Origin of the sequence: Micromonospora sp. DT44 (assembly GCF_049841635.1) — a bacterium.
Lineage (GTDB): Bacteria > Actinomycetota > Actinomycetes > Mycobacteriales > Micromonosporaceae > Micromonospora.
Window position 1 is genome coordinate 26,101 of record NZ_JBNCKS010000020.1, and the last position, 22,679, is coordinate 48,779.

At 73.3% G+C, this 22,679-nt stretch carries 18 protein-coding genes and 2 pseudogenes; 9 read left to right on the forward strand and 11 right to left on the reverse strand.

Translation table 11 applies throughout. The annotated features are described in order from the left end of the window. Nucleotides 1–19 precede the first annotated feature (19 nt). Nucleotides 20–787, forward strand: coding sequence for a nucleotidyltransferase domain-containing protein (locus ACLQ25_RS13880; RefSeq protein WP_425731282.1), 768 nt, complete (start codon nucleotides 20–22; stop codon nucleotides 785–787). 7 nt (nucleotides 788–794) lie between these two features. Here ACLQ25_RS13880 and ACLQ25_RS13885 read toward each other — a convergent pair whose 3' ends face one another. The 5 genes and pseudogenes from ACLQ25_RS13885 to ACLQ25_RS13905 all read right to left on the reverse strand — a co-directional run. After that, the gene (locus tag ACLQ25_RS13885) at nucleotides 795–2,189 is read right to left on the reverse strand and encodes a dihydrolipoyl dehydrogenase family protein (protein ID WP_425731283.1); all 1,395 of its coding nucleotides are present in this window, start codon (nucleotides 2,187–2,189) and stop codon (nucleotides 795–797) included. A 162-nt stretch (nucleotides 2,190–2,351) separates the two neighbouring features. Continuing rightward, nucleotides 2,352–3,113, reverse strand: coding sequence for a methyltransferase domain-containing protein (locus ACLQ25_RS13890; protein ID WP_425731284.1), 762 nt, complete (start codon nucleotides 3,111–3,113; stop codon nucleotides 2,352–2,354). A gap of 123 nt (nucleotides 3,114–3,236) precedes the next feature. Next, nucleotides 3,237–4,934, reverse strand: a complete 1,698-nt coding sequence (locus tag ACLQ25_RS13895) for a hypothetical protein (protein WP_425731285.1) — start codon at nucleotides 4,932–4,934, stop codon at nucleotides 3,237–3,239. A gap of 199 nt (nucleotides 4,935–5,133) precedes the next feature. Further along, nucleotides 5,134–5,766 (reverse strand): SAM-dependent methyltransferase, encoded by a 633-nt coding sequence (locus ACLQ25_RS13900; protein WP_425731342.1) that lies wholly within the window; start codon nucleotides 5,764–5,766, stop codon nucleotides 5,134–5,136. Continuing rightward, nucleotides 5,752–6,732: pseudogene (locus ACLQ25_RS13905) on the reverse strand (NAD(P)/FAD-dependent oxidoreductase); the annotation flags it as partial. The pseudogene ACLQ25_RS13905 and the gene ACLQ25_RS13900, both read right to left, overlap by 15 nt. 38 nt (nucleotides 6,733–6,770) lie before the next feature. On the opposite strand from ACLQ25_RS13905, the gene ACLQ25_RS13910 reads away from it, so the two are divergent. Further along, nucleotides 6,771–7,367 (forward strand): helix-turn-helix domain-containing protein, encoded by a 597-nt coding sequence (locus tag ACLQ25_RS13910; RefSeq protein ID WP_425731286.1) that lies wholly within the window; start codon nucleotides 6,771–6,773, stop codon nucleotides 7,365–7,367. 63 nt (nucleotides 7,368–7,430) lie between these two features. Here the strand turns inward: ACLQ25_RS13910 and ACLQ25_RS13915 are convergent, their stop codons facing one another. The 4 genes and pseudogenes from ACLQ25_RS13915 to ACLQ25_RS13930 form a co-directional block, all read right to left on the reverse strand. Beyond that, on the reverse strand, nucleotides 7,431–10,901 hold the full coding sequence (locus ACLQ25_RS13915) for a DUF7507 domain-containing protein (RefSeq protein WP_425731343.1): 3,471 nt from the start codon (nucleotides 10,899–10,901) through the stop codon (nucleotides 7,431–7,433). Then, nucleotides 10,899–12,209: pseudogene (locus tag ACLQ25_RS13920) on the reverse strand (choice-of-anchor A family protein); the annotation flags it as partial. The gene ACLQ25_RS13915 and the pseudogene ACLQ25_RS13920, both read right to left, overlap by 3 nt. A gap of 139 nt (nucleotides 12,210–12,348) precedes the next feature. After that, nucleotides 12,349–14,091, reverse strand: a complete 1,743-nt coding sequence (locus tag ACLQ25_RS13925) for a sulfatase-like hydrolase/transferase (protein WP_425731287.1) — start codon at nucleotides 14,089–14,091, stop codon at nucleotides 12,349–12,351. Next, nucleotides 14,088–14,891, reverse strand: coding sequence for a CDP-alcohol phosphatidyltransferase family protein (locus tag ACLQ25_RS13930; RefSeq protein ID WP_425731288.1), 804 nt, complete (start codon nucleotides 14,889–14,891; stop codon nucleotides 14,088–14,090). The genes ACLQ25_RS13925 and ACLQ25_RS13930 overlap by 4 nt, the downstream gene beginning before the upstream one ends. 93 nt (nucleotides 14,892–14,984) lie before the next feature. Here ACLQ25_RS13930 and ACLQ25_RS13935 point away from each other — a divergent pair, with 93 nt between their 5' ends. The 7 genes from ACLQ25_RS13935 (at nucleotide 14,985) to ACLQ25_RS13965 (ending at nucleotide 20,760) form a co-directional block, all read left to right on the forward strand. Beyond that, entirely contained in the window at nucleotides 14,985–15,968 is a 984-nt protein-coding gene (locus ACLQ25_RS13935) for a zinc-dependent alcohol dehydrogenase (protein ID WP_425731289.1), read from the forward strand. A 2-nt stretch (nucleotides 15,969–15,970) separates the two neighbouring features. Continuing rightward, nucleotides 15,971–16,369: a 6-pyruvoyl trahydropterin synthase family protein gene (locus ACLQ25_RS13940; RefSeq protein ID WP_357169592.1), complete on the forward strand. Its 399-nt coding sequence runs from the start codon at nucleotides 15,971–15,973 to the stop codon at nucleotides 16,367–16,369. Then, a complete protein-coding gene (locus ACLQ25_RS13945) occupies nucleotides 16,366–17,454 on the forward strand; it encodes a glycosyltransferase family 4 protein (protein ID WP_425731290.1) in 1,089 nt (362 codons plus the stop codon). Before ACLQ25_RS13940 ends, ACLQ25_RS13945 begins: the two co-directional genes overlap by 4 nt. Then, nucleotides 17,451–18,275: a class I SAM-dependent methyltransferase gene (locus tag ACLQ25_RS13950; protein WP_425731291.1), complete on the forward strand. Its 825-nt coding sequence runs from the start codon at nucleotides 17,451–17,453 to the stop codon at nucleotides 18,273–18,275. Before ACLQ25_RS13945 ends, ACLQ25_RS13950 begins: the two co-directional genes overlap by 4 nt. Before the next feature lie 64 nt (nucleotides 18,276–18,339). Next, the gene (locus ACLQ25_RS13955; RefSeq protein ID WP_425731344.1) at nucleotides 18,340–19,278 is read left to right on the forward strand and encodes a lysylphosphatidylglycerol synthase transmembrane domain-containing protein; all 939 of its coding nucleotides are present in this window, start codon (nucleotides 18,340–18,342) and stop codon (nucleotides 19,276–19,278) included. A 58-nt stretch (nucleotides 19,279–19,336) separates the two neighbouring features. Continuing rightward, entirely contained in the window at nucleotides 19,337–20,056 is a 720-nt protein-coding gene (locus tag ACLQ25_RS13960; protein WP_425731292.1) for a GTP cyclohydrolase II, read from the forward strand. Beyond that, nucleotides 20,053–20,760 (forward strand): RibD family protein, encoded by a 708-nt coding sequence (locus ACLQ25_RS13965; RefSeq protein WP_425731293.1) that lies wholly within the window; start codon nucleotides 20,053–20,055, stop codon nucleotides 20,758–20,760. The genes ACLQ25_RS13960 and ACLQ25_RS13965 overlap by 4 nt, the downstream gene beginning before the upstream one ends. On the opposite strand, the gene ACLQ25_RS13970 is transcribed toward ACLQ25_RS13965, so the two are convergent. Beyond that, nucleotides 20,727–21,200 carry a hypothetical protein gene (locus ACLQ25_RS13970; RefSeq protein WP_425731294.1) on the reverse strand — a complete coding sequence of 158 codons (474 nt, stop codon included), beginning with the start codon at nucleotides 21,198–21,200 and terminating at the stop codon, nucleotides 20,727–20,729. The two genes, ACLQ25_RS13965 and ACLQ25_RS13970, sit on opposite strands and share 34 nt — an antisense overlap. A gap of 8 nt (nucleotides 21,201–21,208) precedes the next feature. Next, the gene (locus ACLQ25_RS13975) at nucleotides 21,209–22,576 is read right to left on the reverse strand and encodes a molybdopterin-dependent oxidoreductase (protein WP_425731295.1); all 1,368 of its coding nucleotides are present in this window, start codon (nucleotides 22,574–22,576) and stop codon (nucleotides 21,209–21,211) included. Nucleotides 22,577–22,679: the final 103 nt, after the last annotated feature.

The window sequence follows — 22,679 nt, forward strand, 5'->3', positions numbered from 1 at the left end:
TCCGGGTGAGGATGGGGGCGTGGACTCGGCTCTCGCGCGCTACCTCGACGACCTCGTGCGCACCTCCCGGGAGGTGCTCGGCGACGACCTCGTGGGCGCGTACGCGGCCGGTTCGGTGGGGCTCGGCGCGTACCAGGCGGGCCGCAGCGACGTGGACGTGGCGCTGGTCTGTGCCGGCCCGCTCACCGGCACCGTCAAGCGGACGCTGGTGGCGCGACTGCGACACGAGGCGCTGCCCTGTCTGGCGCGCGGGCTGGAACTGGTCGTCTACCGGTGGGCCGTGGCGGCGGCCGGCAGCCCCGCACCCGGCTTCGAGGTCGAGCTGAACACCGGACGCGCCATGCCGTTCCGCCGTACCCTCGACCCGGCCGACCGCCCGAGCGCCGACGGCTGGTTCTGGTACGGGCTGGACCGCAGCATCCTGCGCCAGAGCGGACTGGCGTTGCTCGGTCCGCCGGCGGCCGAGGTCTTCGCCGACCTCGACCCGGCCGACCTGCGTCGCCTGTTGGTCGAGGCGCTGAGCTGGTGGCTGGCCCTGCCGACGCCGCCGGACGACCGGCCCGCGCCCGGCACCGAGGACGCCGTGCTCGGCGCCTGCCGCTCGCTGGTGCGGCACCGCGACCGCGTGTGGCTGTCCAAGGTGGACGCCGGCCGGCGGCTCGTCGACACCGGCGAGCCCGCCGAGGTGATCCGTCGGGCGATCGCCGCCCGGCACGGCGGTCCACCGCCCACCGGCGCCGAGGCCCGCGCCTTCCAACAACGGGTACGCGCCGAGATCGCCGGCTGACCTGTGCTCAGCGCACCGGTCGGCTCTGCAGCGACGCGAAGAGCAGGTTGAGGCCCTCGGCCATGGTCGGATGCGTGATGATCGCGTCCCGCAGCGCGGTCCACGGCATCCGCGCGAGCATGGCCAACTGCACCGAGGTGATCACCTCGCCCGACTCCGGGCCGAGCAGCGCCGCGCCCAGGATCAGGTCGGTGCGGGTGTCGATCACCGCCTTCCACATGCCCCGGGTCTCACGCAGAGTGCGGGCGCGGGGGATCGCGGCGACCGGCAGGTGGGCCACTTCGACGTCGTATCCGGCGCGGCGCGCGTCGCTCTCGCTGAGACCGACCCGCGCCAGCTCCGGGGTGGTGAAGACGGTGTACGGAACGAGCCGCCCGGCCGTACTGCGCCGCTCGCCGGCCAGGTTCGCCCGGATGATCCGGTAGTCGTCGAGCGACACGTGCGTGAACTGCGGGCTGCCCGCGACGTCCCCGGCCGCCCACGTCCGCTCGGCGCTGGTGCGCAGATACTCGTCGACCAGCACGAAGCCACGTTCGTCGAGCCGCACACCGGCCGCGTCCAGCCCGAGCCCGTCGGTGACCGGCGCCCGGCCGGCCGCCACCAGGACCTCGTCACCGGTCACCACGCTGCCATCGTCGAGAGCGACCCGGAGCGTCCCGACGGGATCACGATCGACCCGGGCGACGGCCACGCCGACGCGGACGTCGATGTCGTCCGCGAGGAAGACCCGCATGAGCGCGTCGGCGACATCGGGGTCCTCGCGGCTGAGTAGTTGCGGGCCGCCCTCGATCACCGTCACCGCGCTGCCGAACGAGGCGAACATCTGCGCGAACTCGACCCCGACGGTCCCGCCGCCGAGCACCACCAGCCGTGCCGGCAGCCGATCCAGCCGGAGAAGGTCGTTGCTGGTCAGCACTCCGGCCTCGGCCATCCCGGGCACGGGCGGCAGATGCGGGCGGGTGCCCGTGTTGATGACCACGTCGGCGCCCCGCAGCAGTCGCTCACCCCCGTCCGCCAGCCGCACCCGAACGGTCCGAGGGGCGACGAACCGGGCCGCACCGATCACCAGGTGCAGACCCGAGTCGAGGAACTGCTGCCGGTTGGCGGCGACCATCCCGTCGACGACGTCCTGCTTGTGCGTTCGCAGCAGGTCGACGTCGACCCGGCCACCCTCGACGGCGAGGCCGAGCGCGGCGGCGTGCCGTAGCTGGTGGGCCGCCCGTGCGCTCGTCACCAGCGCCTTGGTGGGGATGCACGCGACGTTGATGCAGCTCCCGCCGATCATGCCGCGCTCCACCATCGCCACCCGGCGGCCGGAGCGGGCCACGTCCATGCTCAGCGTCTTCCCGGCCTTGCCGCCGCCCACGACGAGCAGGTCGAAGTCCTCCGGTTGGTCGGTCACGGGCACTCCTTCGCAGCCACGAGGCGCTCGTCGTCGCCACCCCGGCCGGCGGTCGTCGGTGCGTGTCGGCCCGCCCAGCCTGCCAGCTCCGAGGGACCGTCCGGGGCGGTTCCCGACGAAACCAGGTGGCGTACCAGGGCGGCGAGGGTTGGCCGTTGGCCGTCAGGCCTCGGCGGTGACCAGGTAGAGAGTGAAGCTCGCCAGCAGCGGACCGGCGGTGAGACGGCGAAGCCACGGCCGGACCTCCCGGTCGACCAACTCGCCGGCCGCCACCGCACGGGCGGAGTTGCGCCGCAGCCCCAGGATCCGATCGGCCGTGCCGAAGTCCTCGAAGACGACGGCGATCGCCTCGACCGATCGCACCCGCAGGCCAACCCGCGCCGACAACCGGACCAGCTCCCGACCGATGGTCGGGTTCCGCACCCGCCCCGCCACGAACCGGGCGAAGCGGCGGCTCGTCTCCACGTCCTCGTCGGCGACGGCCAGGGTGTCCCAGTCCGGCTCGGTCACCACGAGCACACCCGCCGGGCGCAGCACCCGGCGAACCTCCGCCAACGCCGCCGCGGGATCCTCCACGTGCATCAGGACCCGATCGATCCGGGCCCGGTCCATGCTGATGTCGTCCAACGGAAGCGCATGGGCGTCGCCCACGCGCAGGTCGATCCGCGGCCGGTCGGCCAGCCGCCGACCCGCCTCGGCGAGCATCCTCGGGTCACGGTCGACGCCGACCACCAGGCCGTCGGCCCGGACCACATCGGCCAACCGCCCCAGGTCGGTGCCCGGCCCGCAGCCGACGTCCACCACGGTGTGCCCCGGCCGTAGGTCGAGAGCGTCGACGGCGCGCCTCTTGTAGTAGCGCCCGATCGGGGTGGCCGCGGCCGTGTCCAGGTACGCGATCCGGTCCGCACTCGTGAGCTGGCTCATCCGCCCATCCCACCATCGACTCGTGGGTGTGCGGCGCAGCCGGTGCGTGGGTTCGGTGAAGATCGCCGACCCCTGGTCGTACCGGGCCCGGAGAGCGTACGCGCCCCGGGCCCGGTCCACCGGTCAGTGCCGGGCGCTGCCGTTGTCGCTGACCGGCTGCCCGAAGGCCAGGAAGGGTACGGGCGTCGGGTCGGGGCGAGCGAAGATCGGCTCGGGTTGCGGAACGGGCGCCCCCGAGGTGGCCGTCCGGTCGGGAAGCGCAATCGGATAACGCGCGGGCGTCCCCTCCGGGCGCTCGTCATCGCTCCGGTCACCATCGGTGTGCTCCGCATCGGCGGAGGTCTCGTCGGCTCGGGTCCGATCGTGAGTGGCCGCCTCGTGGGATCCGACCTCGTCGTCACCGAGCCGGTCCGCGTCGACCCGGTCGTCGCGGGACTGCTCGGCGGCGTCCCCGTCGCCGCCGGCACGCTCGGCAACATCGGTGCGGTCACTCGACGGCTGGTCGACGGAGAGGAGCTCCACACTGGCGCGGGAGGCGGCCGACCGTGGACCGACCATCGGGTACTCGGCCGTCTCCGTACCACCGGCGGCGGCGGCCATCACGGCGGCGGCGGCCAGGTCGGCCACCCGCTTCGCCTCCCGCTGCACCCGGGCGCGGACCTCCTTGGCGTGCCGCTCGGCGGAGTCGCCGGCCCGCCGGGCCTCCTCGAGTCGGGTCGCCTCGGCGGTCAGGTCGCGGCGCACCTCGCTCAGCCGTTGCTGCATCCGGGACAGCTCGTTCTCCAGGGTCTCACCCTCCTGGCGGACCTCGGCGAGCTGCTGCTGGGCGGTCTCCAACTCGGCGTGCAGTTGGGCCGACTCCTCCCGGCGCTCCTCGATCTCCTGCTGGAGCGCGGTCAACTGCTCCTGGTGGCTGGCGGCCTGCTCGTCGGCCCGGTTCCGCAGCTCGGTCACGTGCTGCTGAGCCTCGGCGAGCAGCGCGGCGATCTGCTGCTCGGTGGAGCTGCGCTGCTCGGCCAGCTCCTCCTGCGAGGCCGCCTGCAACTCGGCGATCTCCTGCTCGGCGGCGCTGCGCCACTCGGCGACCTCGCGTTCCACGCCGGCCTGCCACTGCGCCATCTCCTGCTGATTCTTGGCGCGGGCCGCCTGGACCTCCTGCTGGATCTGCGTACGCGCCGACTTCATCAGCGCGTCGGCTGCCACCCGCGTCTGGTTGAGCTGCTGCGCGCTCTGCTCGGTGATGCGCTTCGCCTCGTGCTGGGCGCGTTCGTGCGCGGCCTCACCGTCGGCGCGCAACTGCTCGGCGCGTTCCCGGATCGCCGTCAACTCGGCCTCGGCCACGGCGCGGCGTTCCTCGTACGCCTGCTCCTGCTCGCTGCGCCGCGCGGCCACTTCCTCGGACAGGTCCTGTCGTGCCTGCGCGGCCCGCTCGCGGGTGTCGGCGAGGATCCGCTCCGCCTCGGTGCGCAGCTCGTTGGCGCGGTCGGCAGCCGACTCGGTGATGAGGGCGGCCTGCTTCTCGGCGAGGGTCAGTATCTCGCCCACCATCGGGCCCAGGTCCTGGAAGGAGGCGCGGTCCACCTGAACCGGCTGCTCGTGCATCTCGGCCAGCTCGGCCCGCAGCCGCTGCACCTCGGCGGTCAGCTCACGAACCCGTACCGCCGACCGCCCGTGCTCGCCGCTGAGCATGGCGATCTGCCCGTCGAGCTGCTCCAGGTGCCGCTCCACCTGGCGTTTGTCGTAGCCGCGCAGGGCGAGCTCGAAGCTCGGCCGCGAGGCCGCATCATCGCGTGTCGCGAGCGGCTCAGCGCCGATGGACATGCACCATCCTCCGTACGGTCGGGCGCAAGGTCAACCGCCCTGCGGGCCGTGAGTGTGGCGCAACGCTACCGCCGTGCCCACCCCCGTGCGAAGGCACGCACCCCCCATTCGCCGATCATGGAGTCGTGGTGCCCGGAAGGCCCTGATTGGCGGCTCTTGTCATCCACCACGACTCCACGATCGACGGTGCGGGTCGGGGTCAGCGGCGGCGGGCCAGCAGGACCGCGTCGTGGTGGACCGCGTCGTGAGAGCCGGGGCGGGGGCGGGTTGCGGTGGTTTGGACGTCCCAGTGGGTTGGGTTCAGCTCGGCGGCGATGTCCTCGGCGGTGTACATCATGTCCGGCATGTGCATCCGGTGGCTCGACGTCCACAGGTCCATCGGGTGGTGGCCCACGATCAGCAGCACGCCCCCCGGGGCCACCGCGGCGGCCAGGTGGGCGAACAACTCCCGCCGCTGCGTCGGGGGCAGGTGCATGTAGTGCGCCGTCACCTGGTCGTACGACTCCTCGGCGGGCGGCTTGTCGCGCAGGTCGGCGTGGAGGAACTCGATCCGGTGACCGACTCCGGCGGCCTCGGCGTGCTCGGCGGCCCGACCCAGGGCGGTGGTCGAGATGTCCACCGCCGTCACCTGCCAGCCCCGCTGGGCCAGCCACACCGCGTCGGCGCCCTCACCGCTGCCCACGTCCAGCGCCCGCCCCGGGCTGAGATCGACGGTCTCGGCGACCAGCTGCGGGTTTGGGCGGCCGCTCCACACCGCCGACTTCGACAGGTACCGCTCCTCCCAGGCCGGCTCCTCGAAGGTCGTCGCGACCAGCTGCCGGTACGCGGTCACCGCGTCCCGGGTCTCCTCGGCGATGAGATCGGCGTTGATCGCCGCACCGGCCAGGAGACCCGCGGCCGCGGACGTGATGACCTGACCACGCAGATCGGCCACGTTGCCGGCCACCCAGACGCCCGGCACGGTCGTCGCTCCGGTGGCGTCGGCGGGGATCTGGGTGCCGATCACGTGCCCGCCCATCGTCACCTCCTCCGGAGCCAGGCCCAACCCCACGAGCAGGTCGGCGCGGGGCGACGTGCGGGTGGCGACCACGACGGCGTCGAGCGCCACGACGCGGCCGTCGGCGAGCCGGACACCACTGAGCGCGTCCCCGGTCACCTCAAGCGCGGCGATCGGGCCGGGTACCACCGGAATGCTCCGGGCGGCGAGCCGTTCGGCCGTCTCCTCGTCCGGGGTCGGCGCGTCGTGCAGCAGGAGCAGCACGTCGGAGGACCACTGCCGCCACATCTCGGCCTGGTGCGCGGCCATCGGCCCGGTCGCCAGGATGCCGATCCGCCGGTCCCGGACCTCCCAGCCGTGGCAGTACGGGCAGTGCAGCACGTCGCGACCCCACCGCTCGGCCACCCCGGGCACGTCGGGCAGCTCGTCGGTGAGCCCGGTGGCCACCAGGAGCCGGCGGGCCCGCACCGCGTCGCCGTCGTCGAGGGCGAGTCGGAAGCCGTCGTCCTCCCTCGTCACGGTACGGACCCGGCCGTCGCGGAACTGCCCGCCGTACCCGGCCACCTCGGCGCGTCCGGCGGCGATCAGCTCGGCCGGCGGCGTCCCCTCCCGGCCCAGGTAGTTGTGCACACGGTCGGCGGGCGCGTTACGCGGCTCACCTGAGTCGATCACCAGCACCGACCGCCGCGCGCGGCTCAGCGCCAGAGCGCCGCTGAGCCCGGCCGCGCCACCGCCGACCACCACCACGTCGTACGTCTCGTCCACCGGAATGTCTCCCTCTTCGTCGGCTGAGCCCACCATCCGTCGCCGCCGTCGAGATGGCAAGTATCGTTGCCGTTATGGCAAACGACGACACCGCCGCGCTGGCCGCCGTCGGTCCCCGGTTGCGTGCCCTGCGCCACCAGCGCGGCACCACGCTGACCCAGCTCGCCGACCTGACCGGCATCTCGGTGAGCACCCTGTCCCGGCTCGAGTCCGGCAGCCGCCGGCCCACCCTGGAGCTGCTGCTTCCGCTGGCCCGCGCCTACCAGGTGGCCCTCGACGAGTTGGTGGACGCGCCGGCCACCGGCGACCCCCGCGTACGCCCCAAGCCGATCGTCATCCACGGCGTGACCCACCTGCCGCTGACCCGCCGACCCGGCGGCCTCCAGGCGTTCAAGCAGATCTTCCCGCCGGACCCGACCGCCGGTGGACGAACCCCGCAGGTCCACGAGGGGTACGAGTGGCTGTACGTGCTCTCGGGTCGGCTGCGCCTGGTGCTCGGTGACCGCGACCTGATCCTGACGCACGGGGAGGTGGCCGAGTTCGACACCCGCATCCCGCACCTCATCATGAATCCGGGGCCCGGCACCGCCGAGGCGCTCAGCCTCTTCGGCCCGCAGGGGGAGCGGCTGCACGTCCGCGCCCGCCCCGTCGGGTCCGACCAGGCCGACTGAACGGGTGACGTGCCGCGGGGGCCGGACCGGTTCCCCTCCGGTCCGACCCCCGCGACGTCCGCGCTAGGCGCGGAGCCTGCGCTGGCGGACGGCCAGCAGCAACGCGGCACCGAGCAGTACCGCGAGCACCCCGGCGGTCATCCAGCCGCCGATCGGGAACGACGTACCGGTCACCGGCAGCTTGCCCTTCACCGGAATGGTGATGGTGGACTCCGGCGCGACCGGCGCGGGGCCGTCCGGCGGCGTGCCCGTCGCCGTCGCGGTGTTGCGCACCGAACCGTGGTGGATGTCGGCCTTGCTGACCGTGTAGGTCGCCGTGCAGGTCACCGCCGCGCCCGCGGCCAGGGTGACCGCGCCGTTGGGTGTCCGACCCGGCCCGCACGTGATCGGGCCGAGATTGGCCGGTGACGCCGGCGCCGTGAGGGTGTCGGTGATCGTGACGCCGGTCAGCGTCACCTGCCCGGTGTTGGTGACGAGGAACTGGAACGGCACCTGCTGACCGGGCCTGCTGATCTTCTCGGTGCTGCTGGACTTCACCACGGTGATCGCCGCGCCCCGGGTGGCGGTGACCTCGGCGGTGACGGGTCCGGAGCGTACCGGGGTGGGCGGCTCCTGGCCCGGGATCGTCGGCGGCGTGCCGGCCGCCACGGCCGTGTTGGTGATCCGGCCGGCCTCGATGTCCGCCGCCGTGACGGTGTAGGTCGAGGTGCAGGTGGTGCTCGCTCCGGCAAGCAGGGTGACGCTGCCGTTCGGGACGGGCGGGGTGCCGCAGGTGATCGTCCCGGGCGTGCCGGTTCCGGAGAACTCCGTCTCGTCGACGGTCACCGAGGTGAGCGGAGTGTTGCCGGTGTTGCTCACCACGAACCGGTAGGTGACCACGTCACCGGCCGCCGACACCACGGTGGGCGTGGCCGACTTGGCGATGGTGATCGCCGGGTGCGGGATCGGGATGTCCAACGGGGACGGCGGCGAGACCGGCGGCGGCCCGAACGGCGGTGTGCCCGTGGCGGTGGCGACGTTGCGCAGCGACGAGCCGGCGAAGTCCTCCTCGGTCACGGTGTAGGTCGTCCGGCACTGGATCGACGCGCCCGGTTCCAGGGTCACCTGTCCGTTCGGAATGTTCTGCGGGCCGCAGGTGATCTCGCCCAGCTCGGAACGCGGGGACGGCGGCAGCACGGTGTCGTTGACGGTCACCCCGGTGAGGGTGAGTCCGCCGGTGTTGACCACCAGGAAGGTGTACGGCACCTGCTGGCCCGGCGCGGTGATCACCACAGTGGTCGACGCCTTGATCACGTCGATGGCGGGGACGACCCCGGCCTGCGGGATGGTCAGCGTCGAGGGCGGCGAGTTGACCGGCGTGCCCCCGGGTGGGGTGCCGTGTGCGGTGGCGGTGTCGGTGACGCCGTCGTTGTCGAGGTCGGCCTGGGTGACGGTGTAGGTGGCGGTGCAGGTCGTCATCGCGCCGGGGGCGAGGGTGGTGGCGGCGCAGGTGATCGGGCCGAGGTTCGCGTTCGACGAGGGCGGGGCCTGGACGTCGGTGACGTTCACGTTGGTCAGCGTGAGTCCGCCGGTGTTGACCACGTGGAAGCGGTACGGCACCTGCTGGCCGACCATGCTGATCGTGGTGACCTCGGAGGTCTTGACCACCGAGATCGTCGCCACCAGCCCGGATTCGGGGATCGTCAACGTGGACGGCGGCGAGTCCACCGGCGTCTCGCTGTTGGGCGGCGTGCCGTGCGCGGTGGCGGTGTCGGCGACCGCGTTGTTGTCGAGGTCGGCCTGGGTGACGGTGTAGGTGGCGGTGCAGGCGGTCGCCTCGCCGGGCGCGAGGGCGGTCTGCGGGCAGGTGATCGGGCCGAGGTTGTCGTTCGACGACGGCGGTGTCTGCACGTCCGTGACGTTGACGTTGGTCAGCGTGACGCCACCGGTGTTGGTCACCAGGAACTGGTAGGGCACCTGCTGCCCGACCGTGGTGATCGCCACCGTGGTCGACGACTTGATGACCGCGATCGACGGCGTGACGTCCGCCGCCGGAATGGTCAGCACGGACTGGTCCGAGTCGACCGGCTGCTCGGTGCCCGTCGGGGTGCCGTGCGCGGTCGCGACGTCAGTGACCTCGTCGTTGTCCAGGTCGGCCTGGGTGACCGTGTAGGTGGCGGTGCAGGTGGTGGTCTGCCCGGGTGCGAGGGTGGTCTGCGGGCAGGTGATCGGGCCGAGGTCGGCGTTCGACGACGGCGGTGTCTGTACGTCGGTGACGTTGACGTTGTTGAGCGTGACGCCGCCCGTGTTGGCCACCAGGAAGTGGTAGGGCACCTGCTGACCGACGGCGCTGATGGTCGCGCTGGTGGACGACTTCACCAGCGAGATGGCCGGGGCGGGCGTGTCGCCGGGGATCGTCAACGTCGACGGCGGGGACTGTACCGGCGGCCTGCCGCCGGGCGGGGTGCCCCGCGCGGTCGCGGTGTCGCGGACGGAGCCGAAGTCCAGGTCGGCCTGGGTGACGGTGTAGGTGGCGGTGCAGTCGGTCTGCGCGCCAGGGGCCAGGGTGGTCTGTGGGCAGGTGATCGGGCCGAGGTTGTCGTTGGACGACGGCGGTGTCTGTACGTCGGTGACGCTGACGTTGGTCAGGGTGAGTCCGCCGGTGTTGACCACGTGGAACACGTACGGCACCTGCTGGCCGACCGTCTGGATCGTGACGGTGGTGGACGTCTTCACGACCGCGATCGAGGCGACCAGGCCGGTCTCCGGAATGGTCAGGGTCGAGGGCGGCGAGTTGACCGGCGTGCCCCCGGGTGGGGTGCCGTGCGCGGTGGCGGTGTCGGTGACGCCGTCGTTGTCGAGGTCGGCCTGGGTCACCGTGTAGGTGGCGGTGCAGGTCGTCATCGCGCCGGGGGCGAGGGTGGTGGCGGCGCAGGTGATCGGGCCGAGGTTGTCGTTGGACGACGGCGGCGCCTGGACGTCGGTGACGTTCACGTTGGTCAGCGTGAGTCCGCCGGTGTTGACGACGTGGAACGCGTACGGCACCTGCTGGCCCACGGTCGTGATCGAGGCGGCGGTGGAGGTCTTCGTGACCGCGATCGACGGGGTGAGCCCGGCCGCCGGGATGGTCAGCGTGGACGGCGGCGAGGTCACCGGCGGGCCGGTCGGTGGCGTACCCCTCGCGGTGGCGGTGTCGCGCACCCCGTCGTTGTCCAGGTCGGCCTGGGTGACCGTGTAGGTGGCGGTGCAGGTGGTGGACTGTCCGGGCGCGAGGGTGGTCTGCGGGCAGGTGATCGGGCCGAGGTTGGCGTTCGACGACGGCGGGGTCTGCACGTCGGTGATGGTGATGGCGGTGAGGGTCAGGCCGCCGGTGTTGGTGACCAGGTACCGGTACGGCACCTGCTGCCCGACCGTGGTGATCGAAGCGGTGGTGGACGATTTGATGACGGCGACGGCGGCGGTGAGCACCTGCGCCGGGATGGTCAGGGTGTCCGGCTCGGAGACGACGGGCTGGCCGCCGGGTGGGGTGCCGCTGGCGGTTGCCGTGTTGGTCACTCCGCCGTTGTCGAGGTCGGCCTGGGTGACGGTGTAGGTGGCGGTGCAGGCGGTGCTCGCACCGGGGGCGAGCGTGGTGGCGGCGCAGGTGATCGGGCCGAGGTTGTCGTTCGACGACGGCGGCGTCTGGGTGTCGGCCACCGAGATGCCGGTCAGCGGCACGCCACCGGTGTTGACCACGTGGAACGAGTACGGCACCTGCTGCCCGACGGTCGTGATCAACATCGTCGTCGACGACTTGATCAGGGAGATGTCGGCCGGGGTGGCGCCCTCGCAGGAGAGCGTCGTGCTGAACGGGAAGTAGTGGATCTCGCCGCCGCGGTGATCGAGCGTCCGGGTGATGACGCTGCCCTCGGTGTTGCTGGGCGACAGGTCGGTGAGGCTGGCGTTGGGGGCGTAGATGGTCCCCTCCACCGTGGCGGCCTGCGGGGTGAGGGTCAACGCGGTCGCGGTCGGGAAGTTGAACAGGATGTAGCGTGCCTGCTCGCCGCCGATGCCGGCGAAGTTCGGGGCGGTCCAGTTGAACGTGTTGCCGACGCCGGTGGTGTCCACGTTGACTAGCAGCGGGGTGGTCGCGGTGGGCTGGTTGGCGAAGGTCAGGATCTGGATGTTCGCGAGGTCGGCGGCGGTCAGGTTGAGCACGTTCGTCACACCCGGGGTGAGGGTGACCACGGCGTTGCTGCCCGGCGGGATCGGTCGGGGCAGCACGTCGCCGTTCGGCGTCCGGAGCACCACCGTGTTGTCGCAGGTGGCCAGACCGGCGGTGGTGTCGCGGAAGGCGGCGAACGCCGCGCCGAAGTTGATCGGCGAGGTGGGCCCGACGCTGGCGACGGGCTGCCGGGTGACCAGCTCGACCCGGGGGAACGCGTCGTAGTTGTTCGTGGGCAGGATCCGCGTGTTGACCTGGGCGCCGTTGTTGTCGGTGTCGCGTACGACGGTGCCGGTCAGGTTGCCGACCTTCGCGTACCCGTTGGAGAGCACCTGGAGGCGGGTGCCACCGACGCTGCCGGCGAAGTTGACGCGTCCGCCGACGACGAGGGCGCTCGGGCGGGCGTCGCCCGGTACGACGAACGAACCGGCGGTCTGCCCGGCGAGCTGGTAGTTGCCGAAGGTGAGGTCACCGCCGACGGCGAGGGTGCCCTCGTTCTCGTCGTTGATCACACTGGCGTCGCCCTCGGTCATCGCTCCGAAGCTCATCGCCTCGGCGACCGGGTCCACCGGACCGATCGCCTCGTCGACCGCGGCGAGCACCCGGTTGACCCGGGTGGGCGCGGCGGACGCCGGCAACAGACCGGTGAACGCCAGCATTCCGCCGACGGCGAGCAGTGCCGTCGTCCGCGACCCGCGGCTGCCCCACGCGAACATTCTCATTACGCCCCCGTTGCTCGATGTGCGAGCGAAGCGTAACGAGGCAATTGTGGCTATTAGGGGTTTTTGTCCGATTAGCTCAACGAGGTGCGGCCAACGGCTGCGTCGACGGCCCGAAGGCGGTCAGGAACCGGTCGCGGAAGGAGTCCATCGGCCACACCGGCGCCTGTGGACCCGGCCGAAGGCCGTCCTGCCAGCCCCACCCGGTGATCTGTTCGAGGACCTTCGGGTCCCGGGCGACGATCGTGATCGGCACGTCCCGGCTCGCGCCCTCGCCGGTCACGACCGGTGCGGGCTGGTGGTCGCCCAGGAAGACCAGCACCAGATCGTCGTCGCCGTAGGTCTGCACGTAGGAGATCAGCGACTGGAGCGAGTAGGCGATCGCCTGCCGGTAGCCGGCCCGTACCCGGCCGGCGTTGCGGTCATCCTTACCGTCGTCCTTCGCCCCGGCGTCGCCGCGGTAGACCGAGCCGTCGCCCACCGCGTCCCAGCCGATCATGCGGGGCACCGCCGTCCACGGCGAGTGGCTGGAGATCAGCGGGATCTCCGCCATGATCGGACGGTCCGCGTCGGCGCGCACCTGCCGCTGGAAGAACGACAGCGTGTACTGATCGGGCATCGGCGCGTAGGCGAACTTCGGGCCCCGGTAGCCGAGCGCCTCGGTGTCGTAGTAGCGGTCGTACGAGAAGAAGTCCTTCTCCGGCCAGGGTTGGGTCGCCGCCGGCAGCACCCCGACGGTCTGCCAGCCGGCCCGGCGGAACGCGCCGTTGAGGGTGAGCCGGTCGCTGGCCAGCAGACTGCGGTGCCGCTGCTCGTTGTCCGTCCACAGACCCGACAACAGGGTGTCGTGCGCCAACCAACTACCGCCGCCGGACGTGGGGGAGGTGAGAAAGCCGCTGCGGGAGCCGTACCCGGCAGCGCGCAGGCTCGCGGTCCCCGCGTCCAGCACCCCGTTGACCTGCGGCGCCAACTCCGGGTCCTCGACGGCGTCGCGCCCGTAGCTCTCCACGAAGGCGAGGACGACGTCCTTGCCGCGCAGCCCGGTCAGCAACTGCTCACCCGGGGCGTCCTGGAACGGGTCGGCGTCGATCTGTGCGGTGAACCGGCTCCCGTCGTGCAGCCGCGCGTCCACCTGCTCGGCGTGCGCGCCCACCAGCGCGGTGGTCCCGGCGTCGGCCACCGGCACACCCGGGACGATCCGCGCCCCGGCGACGGCGCAGACCACCCAGATGACCGTCAGCGCGGCCACCGCCCGCGTCGCCGTCCGCTCGTGGTCCACCAGCAGCGACGCCAGCCGCCGCAGGGCCACGGTCACCACGACCAGCAGCGCTCCGATCAGCAGCACGACGCCGGCCACCGCGCCCAGCGCGCCGGCCCGCCCCGCCGAGTCCCGGACGAAGCCGAACGCGTCGTCCAGCAACAGCCAGTCCAGGACCAGGTCGAACGGGCGATCGAGGGCTGTGCGGAACCCCAGGTCGGCGAGTTTCACGATGGCCAGCAGGCCGAGCAGCGGCCCGAGCACGGCCACCACCATCCGTCGTGGTCGCGACGGCAGCGCCAGCAGCAGCGCGGCCACCAGCAGACCCTCCAGCGGGATCCGCACGAACGCGCCGGGCGTCAGCTCACCCAGCCGGTCCGGTCCGACCAGGACCGCGTACACCAGCAGGACCGCCAGCACCGTGCCCACCCACCGCAGCGCCCGCCGCGCCGGGCCGCGCGACGCCTGCGACACCACGGGAGTACGACCACCGTCATCATCGGTCGACGCCGAGCGCCCGCGCAGCCGGTCGGCGAGCCGGCGTCGCCGAGGTGCGAGGGTCATCGGGGCCTCCAGTCGGAGTGGACCGTACCGCCGGAGCGCGCCGCCAGCGCGGGCCGGGGCACCGGCAGCGTAGGCGCAGGCACCGGCAGCAGTGGGCGCGCCGGCCGGGGCGCCGGGCGGCGACGCCACAGCCAGGCCACGTCCCGGCCGAACGACTCGATCAGCAGCGCCAACGCCGCCACCAGGACCAGCGTGGTCCACGGCTCCGGCAGCGACCGCGCGGCGGCGACCGTCAACAGCACTCCCTGGGCGGCGGCCACCACCTTGCGCCAGAAGCGCGGCGGCAACGTGCCCCGCAGCCAGGGCAGGACCGCGCTCGCCGCGACGAAGGCGTACCGCATCGCGCCGATGGCCAGCACCCAACTTCCGGCCGTCGGGGCGACGTAGACGCTGAGGACCAGGATGAGGAACGCGTCGACCTCCATGTCGAAGCGGGCTCCGAGGGCGCTGGCGGTGCCGGTGCGCCGGGCGACCTGGCCGTCCACGGCGTCCAGCAGCAGGGCCACCGCGCTCAACGCGACCAGCAGCCCCACCGGCGTCGGGCGGTCGAACGAGTCCACGACCAGCGCGGTGACCGCGCCGACCAGGACGCCCCGGGCCAGCGTCACCCGGTCGGCGGGGCCGAGGCGGGACGCGCCGGACAGGTGCAGGCCCCGGCTCAACGCGAGGCAGGTGACCGCCGCGTAGCCGACGCCGGCCAGCCAACCCGCCGTGTCCAGACCCACGGTGGCGGCCAGCGTCGCCAGCACGACCAGTTGTGCGGTGAGCCCGATCACCGGACCGCTTCGAACTGTGGGCACCGTACCTCCGTGTTTATGATCGACGACCCCGACAGGGAACACGGAAATCAGGGCCGTTCGGTTCGACCGGGACAAAAGGTGAGGTGTACGAGGGTGAACCGCGAGGCGTACGCCTGCTGGGTGCGCGAGCCCGGCGCGGCGGAGATCCGGCCGGTGTCGCTGCCCGCCCCGGGCCCCGACGACGTGCTGGTCCGCGCGCGCTACTCCGGGGTCAGCCGGGGCACCGAGACGCTGGTGTTCGCCGGCCGGGTGCCCGCCGACCAGTACGCGGCGATGCGCGCCCCGTTCCAGGAGGGCGACTTCCCCGGCCCGGTCAAGTACGGCTACCTCAGCGTCGGCGTGGTCGAACAGGGCCCGCCGGAACTGCTCGGGCGTACGGTGTTCTGCCTGCACCCGCACCAGAGCGCGTACGTCGTGCCGGCGACCGCCGTGGTGCCAGTGCCCGACGACGTCCCGCCCGCCCGCGCCGTGCTCGCCGGCACGGTGGAGACCGCCGTGAACGCCCTGTGGGACGCCGCGCCCCTGCTGGGCGACCGGGTCAGCGTGATCGGCGCGGGCATGGTGGGCTGCTGCGTCGCGGCGCTGGTGGCGCGGTTCCCCGGTGTGGACGTCGAGTTGGTCGACACCGACGCCCGCCGGGCCGGGGTGGCCGGGGCGCTCGGCGTCCGGTTCGCCCGACCCGCCGACGCGACCGGCGACCGGGACCTGGTCGTGCACGCCAGCGCCACGTCCGCCGGTCTGCAACAGGCGCTGGACCTGCTCGCGCCCGAGGGCACGGTAATCGAGCTGAGCTGGTACGGCGACCGCCAGGTGCAGGTGTCCCTCGGTGGGGCGTTCCACTCCGGGCGGCTCACCGTGCGCAGCAGCCAGGTCGGCATGGTCGCGCCCGCGCGGCGCGGTCGCCGCAGTTACACCGACCGGTTGGCGCTGGCCCTGGACCTGCTCGACGACCCGGCATTCGACGCGCTGATCACCGGCGCGTCCCGGTTCACGGAGCTACCCGACGTACTCGCCCAACTGAGTTCGGGTGACCTGCCCGCGCTCTGCCACCTCATCACCTACGACGACGGGGAGTGACCATGTTCAGCGTGACCGTTCGGGATCACATGATGATCGCCCACAGTTTCCGGGGCGAGGTGTTCGGCCCGGCCCAGCGCCTGCACGGGGCGACGTTCGTGGTGGACGCGACGTTCCGCCGGCCCGACCTGGACGCCGACGGCATCGTCGTGGACATCGGCCTCGCCACCGAGCAGCTCCGGGCCGTGGTGGGGGAGCTGTCCTACCGCAACCTCGACGACGAGCCCGCGTTCGCCGGCATGAACACCACCACGGAGGTGCTCGCCCGTACCGTCGCCGACCGACTGGCCGAGCGGGTGCACGCCGGCGACCTGGGGGCCGGTGCCCGGGAGCTGGCCGGTATCACCGTCACCCTGCACGAGTCACACGTCGCCTGGGCCAGCTACGAGCGGTCACTGTGACCGACGCGGGCCGGCCGCCGCCGGCCCACGCCCCCGACGCCCCGCGCCGACGTACGGTGCACGTCGTCCTGCCGGGGGACATCGACGACCCGGGCGCGCCCAGCGGTGGCAACACGTACGACCGGCGGGTCTGCGCCGGGCTCGCCGAGCGCGGGTGGACGGTGCACGAGCATCCGGTACCCGGCGCGTGGCCGCACCCCGACCCGGCCGACCGGGCAGCGCTGGCCCGGCTGCTCGCCACCACCCCGGACAGCGCCGTGGTGCTCGTCGACGGCCTGATCGCCTCGATGGTGCCGGACCTGCTCGCCCCGCACGCGACACGGCTGCGCCTCGTCCCGCTGGTGCACATGCCGCTCGACGACGAGGCCGAGGGTCGTGCGCTGGCCACCGCCCGGGCTGTCGTCACCACCAGCGAGTGGACCCGACGCCGCCTGCTGACCCGCCATGCGTTGCCCGCCGAGCGCGTCCACGTCGCGCCGCCCGGGGTGACGCCCGCGCCGGTCGCGTCCCAGGGCAGCGCAACCGGTGACCGGCTGCTCTGCGTCGCCGCGGTCACCCGTCACAAGGGTCACGACCTGCTGGTCGACGCCCTGTGCGTGCTGGCCGAGACGCCGTGGACGCTGGTCTGTGCCGGCACGCTGACCCGGGAACCCGAGCTGGTGTGCCAACTGCGCGACCGGCTCGCCGGCGCCGGCCTGGCGGAACGGGTCCGACTGGCCGGCCCGCTGACCGGCCCGGCGCTCGACGCCGCGTACGCCGCCGCCGACCTGCTGGTCCTGCCCTCGCGGGGCGAGACGTACGGGATGGTCGTCACCGAGGCCCTCGCGCGTGGCGTGCCGGTGCTGGGCACCAACGTGGGGGGCCTTCCCGAGGCGCTGGGTCGCGCCCCCGACGGCGTCGTGCCCGGCCTGCTGGTCCCGCCGGACGATCCGGCCGCCCTGGCCGGCGCGCTGAGCTGGTGGCTGGGCGACGACGAACTGCGGTCCCGGCTGCGGCGCGCCGCGCTCGCCCGCCGCGACACCCTGACCGACTGGCCGGTGACGACCGCGCGCCTGGCCACCGTGCTGGAGGAGGTGACGGGGTGACCGTCGAGGAGACCCTGCCGTTCGCCGACTGGCTGCGTCTGCGGGAGCCGGCCGACGCGGCGGCCCGCGCCGACGACCTGGTGGACGCCGTCCGGCCCAGGCTGGCCGGCCACGACCCGATCGTGATCCACGACCTGGGCAGCGGCACCGGCTCGATGAGCCGCTGGCTCGCCGCCCGGCTGAGTGGACCGCAGCGGTGGGTGCTGCACGACCGGGACGCCGACCTGCTGGCCCGGGCCGCCGACAGCATGGTCGGGGTCACCGCCGCCGACGGAGCGCCGGTCACCGTTCACACCCGCTGCGGCGACCTGACCCGGCTCAGCGCCGCCGACCTGTCCGACGGCGCGCTGGTCACCGCGTCCGCGCTGTTGGACATGTTGACCGCCGAGGAGGTCGAGCGCGTGGTCACGGCCTGTGTGGACGCCGGTCGTCCCGCCCTGTTCGCGGTCTCGGTGACCGGACGGGTCCGGCTCACCCCCGAGGACCCGCTCGACGCCGCAGTCGAGGAGGCGTTCAACGCGCACCAGCGGCGTACCGTCGACGGCCGCCGGTTGCTCGGCCCGGACGCCGCCGCCGTCACCGCCGCCGCGTTCGCCCGGCGGGGCGTGCCGGTGCGGGAGCGGCCCAGCCCGTGGCGGCTCGGCCCCCAGCAGGCTGACCTGGCCGCCGAGTGGTTCCGGGGCTGGCTGGGCGCAGCCTGCCAGCAGCGGCCCGACCTGGCCGGCCCGGCCGACGCGTACGCCCGGCGTCGGCTGGCCCAGGCGGCGGCCGGCCGGCTCGGCGTGGTGGTCGAGCACCAGGACCTTCTGGCCGGTGGATGAACCATCCACACCCTGGGTACGTGCACTAAAGAGAGTGGACGATCTTCAGGGAGGACCGGCGTCGATGGTGTGGGCCTGGGCACGAGTGGTCGGCGGGGTGGGCCTGCTCGCCGTCCTGCTGTGGCAGGTGGGCGGCGGCGCGTTCCTCGCCGGCGTACGGCTGATCGACGCCCCGGCGCTGGCCGCGGCCCTGCTCATCGGCGCGCTCACCACGGTCTGCGCCGCGTGGCGGTGGAGTCTCGTCGCCGGTGGGCTGGGCGTGCGGCTGCCGCTGGCGACCGCGGTGGCGCACTGCTACCGGGCCGTGTTCCTCAACGCCACCCTGCCCGGCGGGATGCTCGGCGACGTGCACCGGGCGGTGCGCCACGGCCGCGACGCCGGTGACGTCAGCCGGGGCATCCGCGCGGTGGTCTGGGAACGTGCCGCCGGCCAGGTGGTTCTGGTGGGCGTCGCCCTGGTCGTGCTCGCGGCGTTCCCGTCCCCGGTGCGTCCGTACCTGCCGGCCGCCGCCGCGCTGCTCGTGGCGGCCGGACTGGCCGCCGTACTCCTGGCTCGGTTGTTGCCCGGTACCGGCCGGTCCCGGTGGGCGCGTGGCGTGCGCACCGCCGTCGCCGACGTGCGGACCGGCCTGCTGGGCCGGCGGACCTGGCTCGGCGTGCTGGTCGCCTCCGCCGTGATGGTCGCCGGTCACCTGGCCACCTTCCTGGTGGCGGCCCGGACCGCCGGATCCGACGCGCCGCTGACGAGGTTGCTGCCCCTGACCCTGCTCGCCCTGCTGGCCATGGGCCTGCCCCTGAACGTCGCGGGCTTCGGCCCCCGCGAGGGGGTGGCGGCCTGGGTGTTCGGCGCGGCCGGTCTCAGCGCCTCCGAGGGTGTCGCCACCGCCACCGTCTACGGCGCGCTCGTGCTGGTGGCCAGCCTGCCCGGCGCGGCCGTGCTGCTCGCCCGGCGGGCCCGTGAACCCACCACCGCTCGGGAAGCCGCCTCGCCCGGCGGCTGTTGATTCAGTGGTGAAACGGTACGCGTCGCCGCCGTCCCGCGGCGCCGGACGAAGGAGTCCCATGCCCGAAGCACTGCCCGTCGCCACGGTCCGTACGCAGGTCACGGTGCCGTTGGCGTTCCCCGACGGCTACACCACCACCGTCCGGGTGTTCACGTTCAAAGGTCTGGTGGACGGTCGCGAACACCTCGCCTTCGGCCTGGGCGACTGGGCCGGCGCCCTGGACCGGCTCGCCGCCGGTGGGGAGCCGCCGCTGGTCCGACCGCACAGCGAGTGCCTGACCGGGGACGTGTTCGGCAGTCAGCGCTGCGACTGCGGGCCGCAACTGCGCGAGGCGGTGCAGCGGATCGCCGAGACCGGCGGGTTCCTGCTCTACCTGCGTCAGGAGGGCCGGGGCATCGGCCTGTACGCTAAGCTCGACGCGTACGCCCTTCAGGATGCCGGCCTGGACACCTACCAGGCCAACGTGGCGCTGGGCCGAGGCGAGGACGAGCGCGACTACACCGCCGCCGCGCAGATGCTGGCCACGCTCGACGTGCCGCGCGTACGCCTGCTCAGCAGCAACCCCGACAAGGCCGAACAGTTGACCCGGCTGGGTGTCGACGTCGTGGAACGCGTCCCCACCAGCGTCTTCCTCTCCCCGGCCAACGCCGACTACCTGGCGGCGAAGGCCGCCAAGGCGGCCGAAGCAGAGGCGGCCGAGGCAGAGGCAGAGGCGGCAGTGGCCGAGGCGGCCGAGGAGCGGGCGGGCCGCACCCCTGACCGGCCCGTCTCCCGGTGAGCTGCCGGCCGGCGTCGCCACGGCCCTACGTGCTGCTGAGCTGCGCCACCTCCATCGACGGGTACATCGACGACGCCTCCGACCAGCGTCTGCTGCTGTCCAACGAGGACGACCTCGACCGCGTCGACGCGGTCCGGGCCGGCTGTGACGCGATCCTGGTCGGTGCCGCCACCGTCCGCCGTGACGACCCCCGCCTGCTGGTGCGATCGGCGGCGCGGCGGACCGAACGGGTGGCGTGCGGCCAGCCCGCCTCGCCGGTCAAGGTGACGCTGACCGCCCGCGGGGACCTCGACCCGACGGCCCGGTTCTTCACCGCGGGCGACTCCACCCGGCTGGTCTACTGCGCCAGCAGCGCCCTGGACAAGACCCGGGAGCGGGTCGGCGAGCTGGCCACCGTCATCGACGGGGGAGAGCCGGTCGACCTCGAATGGATCCTGGCCGACCTGGCGGCGCGGGGGGTGCGCCGCCTGATGGTCGAGGGTGGCGGGACGGTCCACGCCCAGTTCCTCACCGCCGGCCTCGCCGACGAGCTGCACCTGGTCGTCGCCCCGTTCTTCGTCGGCGACCGTCGGGCGCCGCGCTTCGTCGACGAGGGCCGCTTCCCCTGGCATCCGGGCCGCCGGGCCCGACTGGCCGAGACGCGTCAGATCGGCGACGTGGTGCTGCTGCGCTACGCGCTCTCCGACCGCTGCCCCGACGACTGACGGCGACGCCGCAGCGCGTACGCGAGCGCGCTGAGCAGGAAGAGCGCCCCGCTGAGCGCCAGCCAGCGCAGCAGGTACGGCCGCTGCGTCTGGCCGGTGGCCGCCTCGTGGGTCGTCTCGCCCCAGCGCAGGATGCCCGGCGCGTAGACCAGGAACAGCAGCGCCGTGCCGAGCGCCGGCACCCGCAGGTGGTTGAGCAGCACGACACGACCGCGTGCCGCCGCGAGCAGCACGCGGTCGACGCTCGCGTACACCGGGAACAGCACCAGGTCGTGCGCGACGACCGCGCCGACGAACCAGAGCAGCATCCGGCCGAACGTCGCCTCGTCGGCGAGGCGTAGCGCCACCCAGCCGGCGAGCACGATCACCGCCGTCACCAGGGCGAGATGCCAGGGCACCGCGCCGTAGGCCGCCCGCAGCCGGGCGGCGCGCTCAGTCATCGGTCCGCTCAGTCATCGGTCCGCTCCCGGAAGTCGATCTCGGCGACCCACTTGGTGCAGTGCACGCCGGGCAGGGCGGGCACGATGACCCGGGCCGGATAGCCGTGGTCGGGGGAGAGGTCGACGTCGTTGACCCGCAACGCCAGCAGCGAGTCGGGATCGAGGACCTGGTTGGCCGCGAGCACCGCCGTGCGGAACAGTCCGGCCTGCTCCAGCGACGACACCCGCGCCGAGACCGGGTCGGGGACGCCGGCGAGCGCGGCCAGGTCACGAAGACGTACACCGGTCCACCTCTGCCGGGTCGACCAGCCCTCCACGCAGGCGATGGGCAGCGCGGCCGTGTGCTGGGTCAGGGCCAGCAGGCCGGGCCGGTCCAGGGTCACTGTCCGCCCACCGCCGCGCAGCGTCAGTCGCCAGCTCGCGTCGGTCTGCTCGGGACGTACGCCGGCGGCGGCGACCGTGCGGTTGACCGGGAAGCCGTTCGGCCCGGTGCCGGGCTGTCGCCCCCGGGGAAGCAGCAGCGCGGTACGCCGCAGTGGACCGTCCAGGCTCTCCCCGATGGTCAGTACGGCCAGCAGCAGCGCGCCGCCGCCCACCAGGGCCACCGCCCCACGCCGGCTGACCGTGGCCGGGCCCGATTCGGTCGCGACCAGGCCGTCCGGGTCGGGCGGTTCGGGTCGCGTGTCGGCGCGCGTGGTCCGCAGCTCGGTGCCCGGCGGGCGGGACCGCAGAGCGGTCACCAACCGGGGGAACTTGATGATCACGTGCGCCACGAAGGCCGCCGTGAAGATCCACGCGCCGAAGTAGTGGGCGGTGTAGAAGTCGAAGCCGAACACGTACGAGTACTGGATGTTGAGCAGGCCGGTGGCGATCTGGAACAGGATCCCGCCGACCAGCAGCAGCAGGGTGAGCCGTTCCAGCACCTGCGCCACCGAGCGGGCCGGCGGCCAGGCGAACAGCTTCGGCAGCACCGACCACAGCTTGCCCAGCACCACCGGGACGAGCACGATTCCGAGCGTCACGTGCAGGCCCTGGGTGACCCGGAAGAGCCAGGACGGCCGCGTGGGCCAGTCGAAGACGGGCAGCCGCAGCCAGCCGACGTCCTGCGGGAACGCCTGGTCGAAGCGGGGGCCGTAGGCGGCGTAGTCGAGCAGCCCCGTGAGGATCACCAGTGGTAGCGCCACCAGCAGCGCCGAACCGTAGACGGCGGTGAGCCAGGGACCGCGCAACGGACTGCGCCAGGCCCGTTCGGCCGCGTCCACACCCGGCGGACGATGCCGGGCCAGCCCTCGCCAGAGCCCGCGCGGCGCGCCGTAGCCGTCCGCATCCGACGCGGGGGCCCCGCTGCCGCCCGGGCCGGGCCTTGCTCCTGGCACTCGCTGTTCCCTCCTCGTCGTCACGCTCCACCGTCGTCGGCCCGCCGATCCGCTGGGCGCGAGCGCCGGTGGCGGGCACTGCCGGCAGGTTAGACCGCAGGGG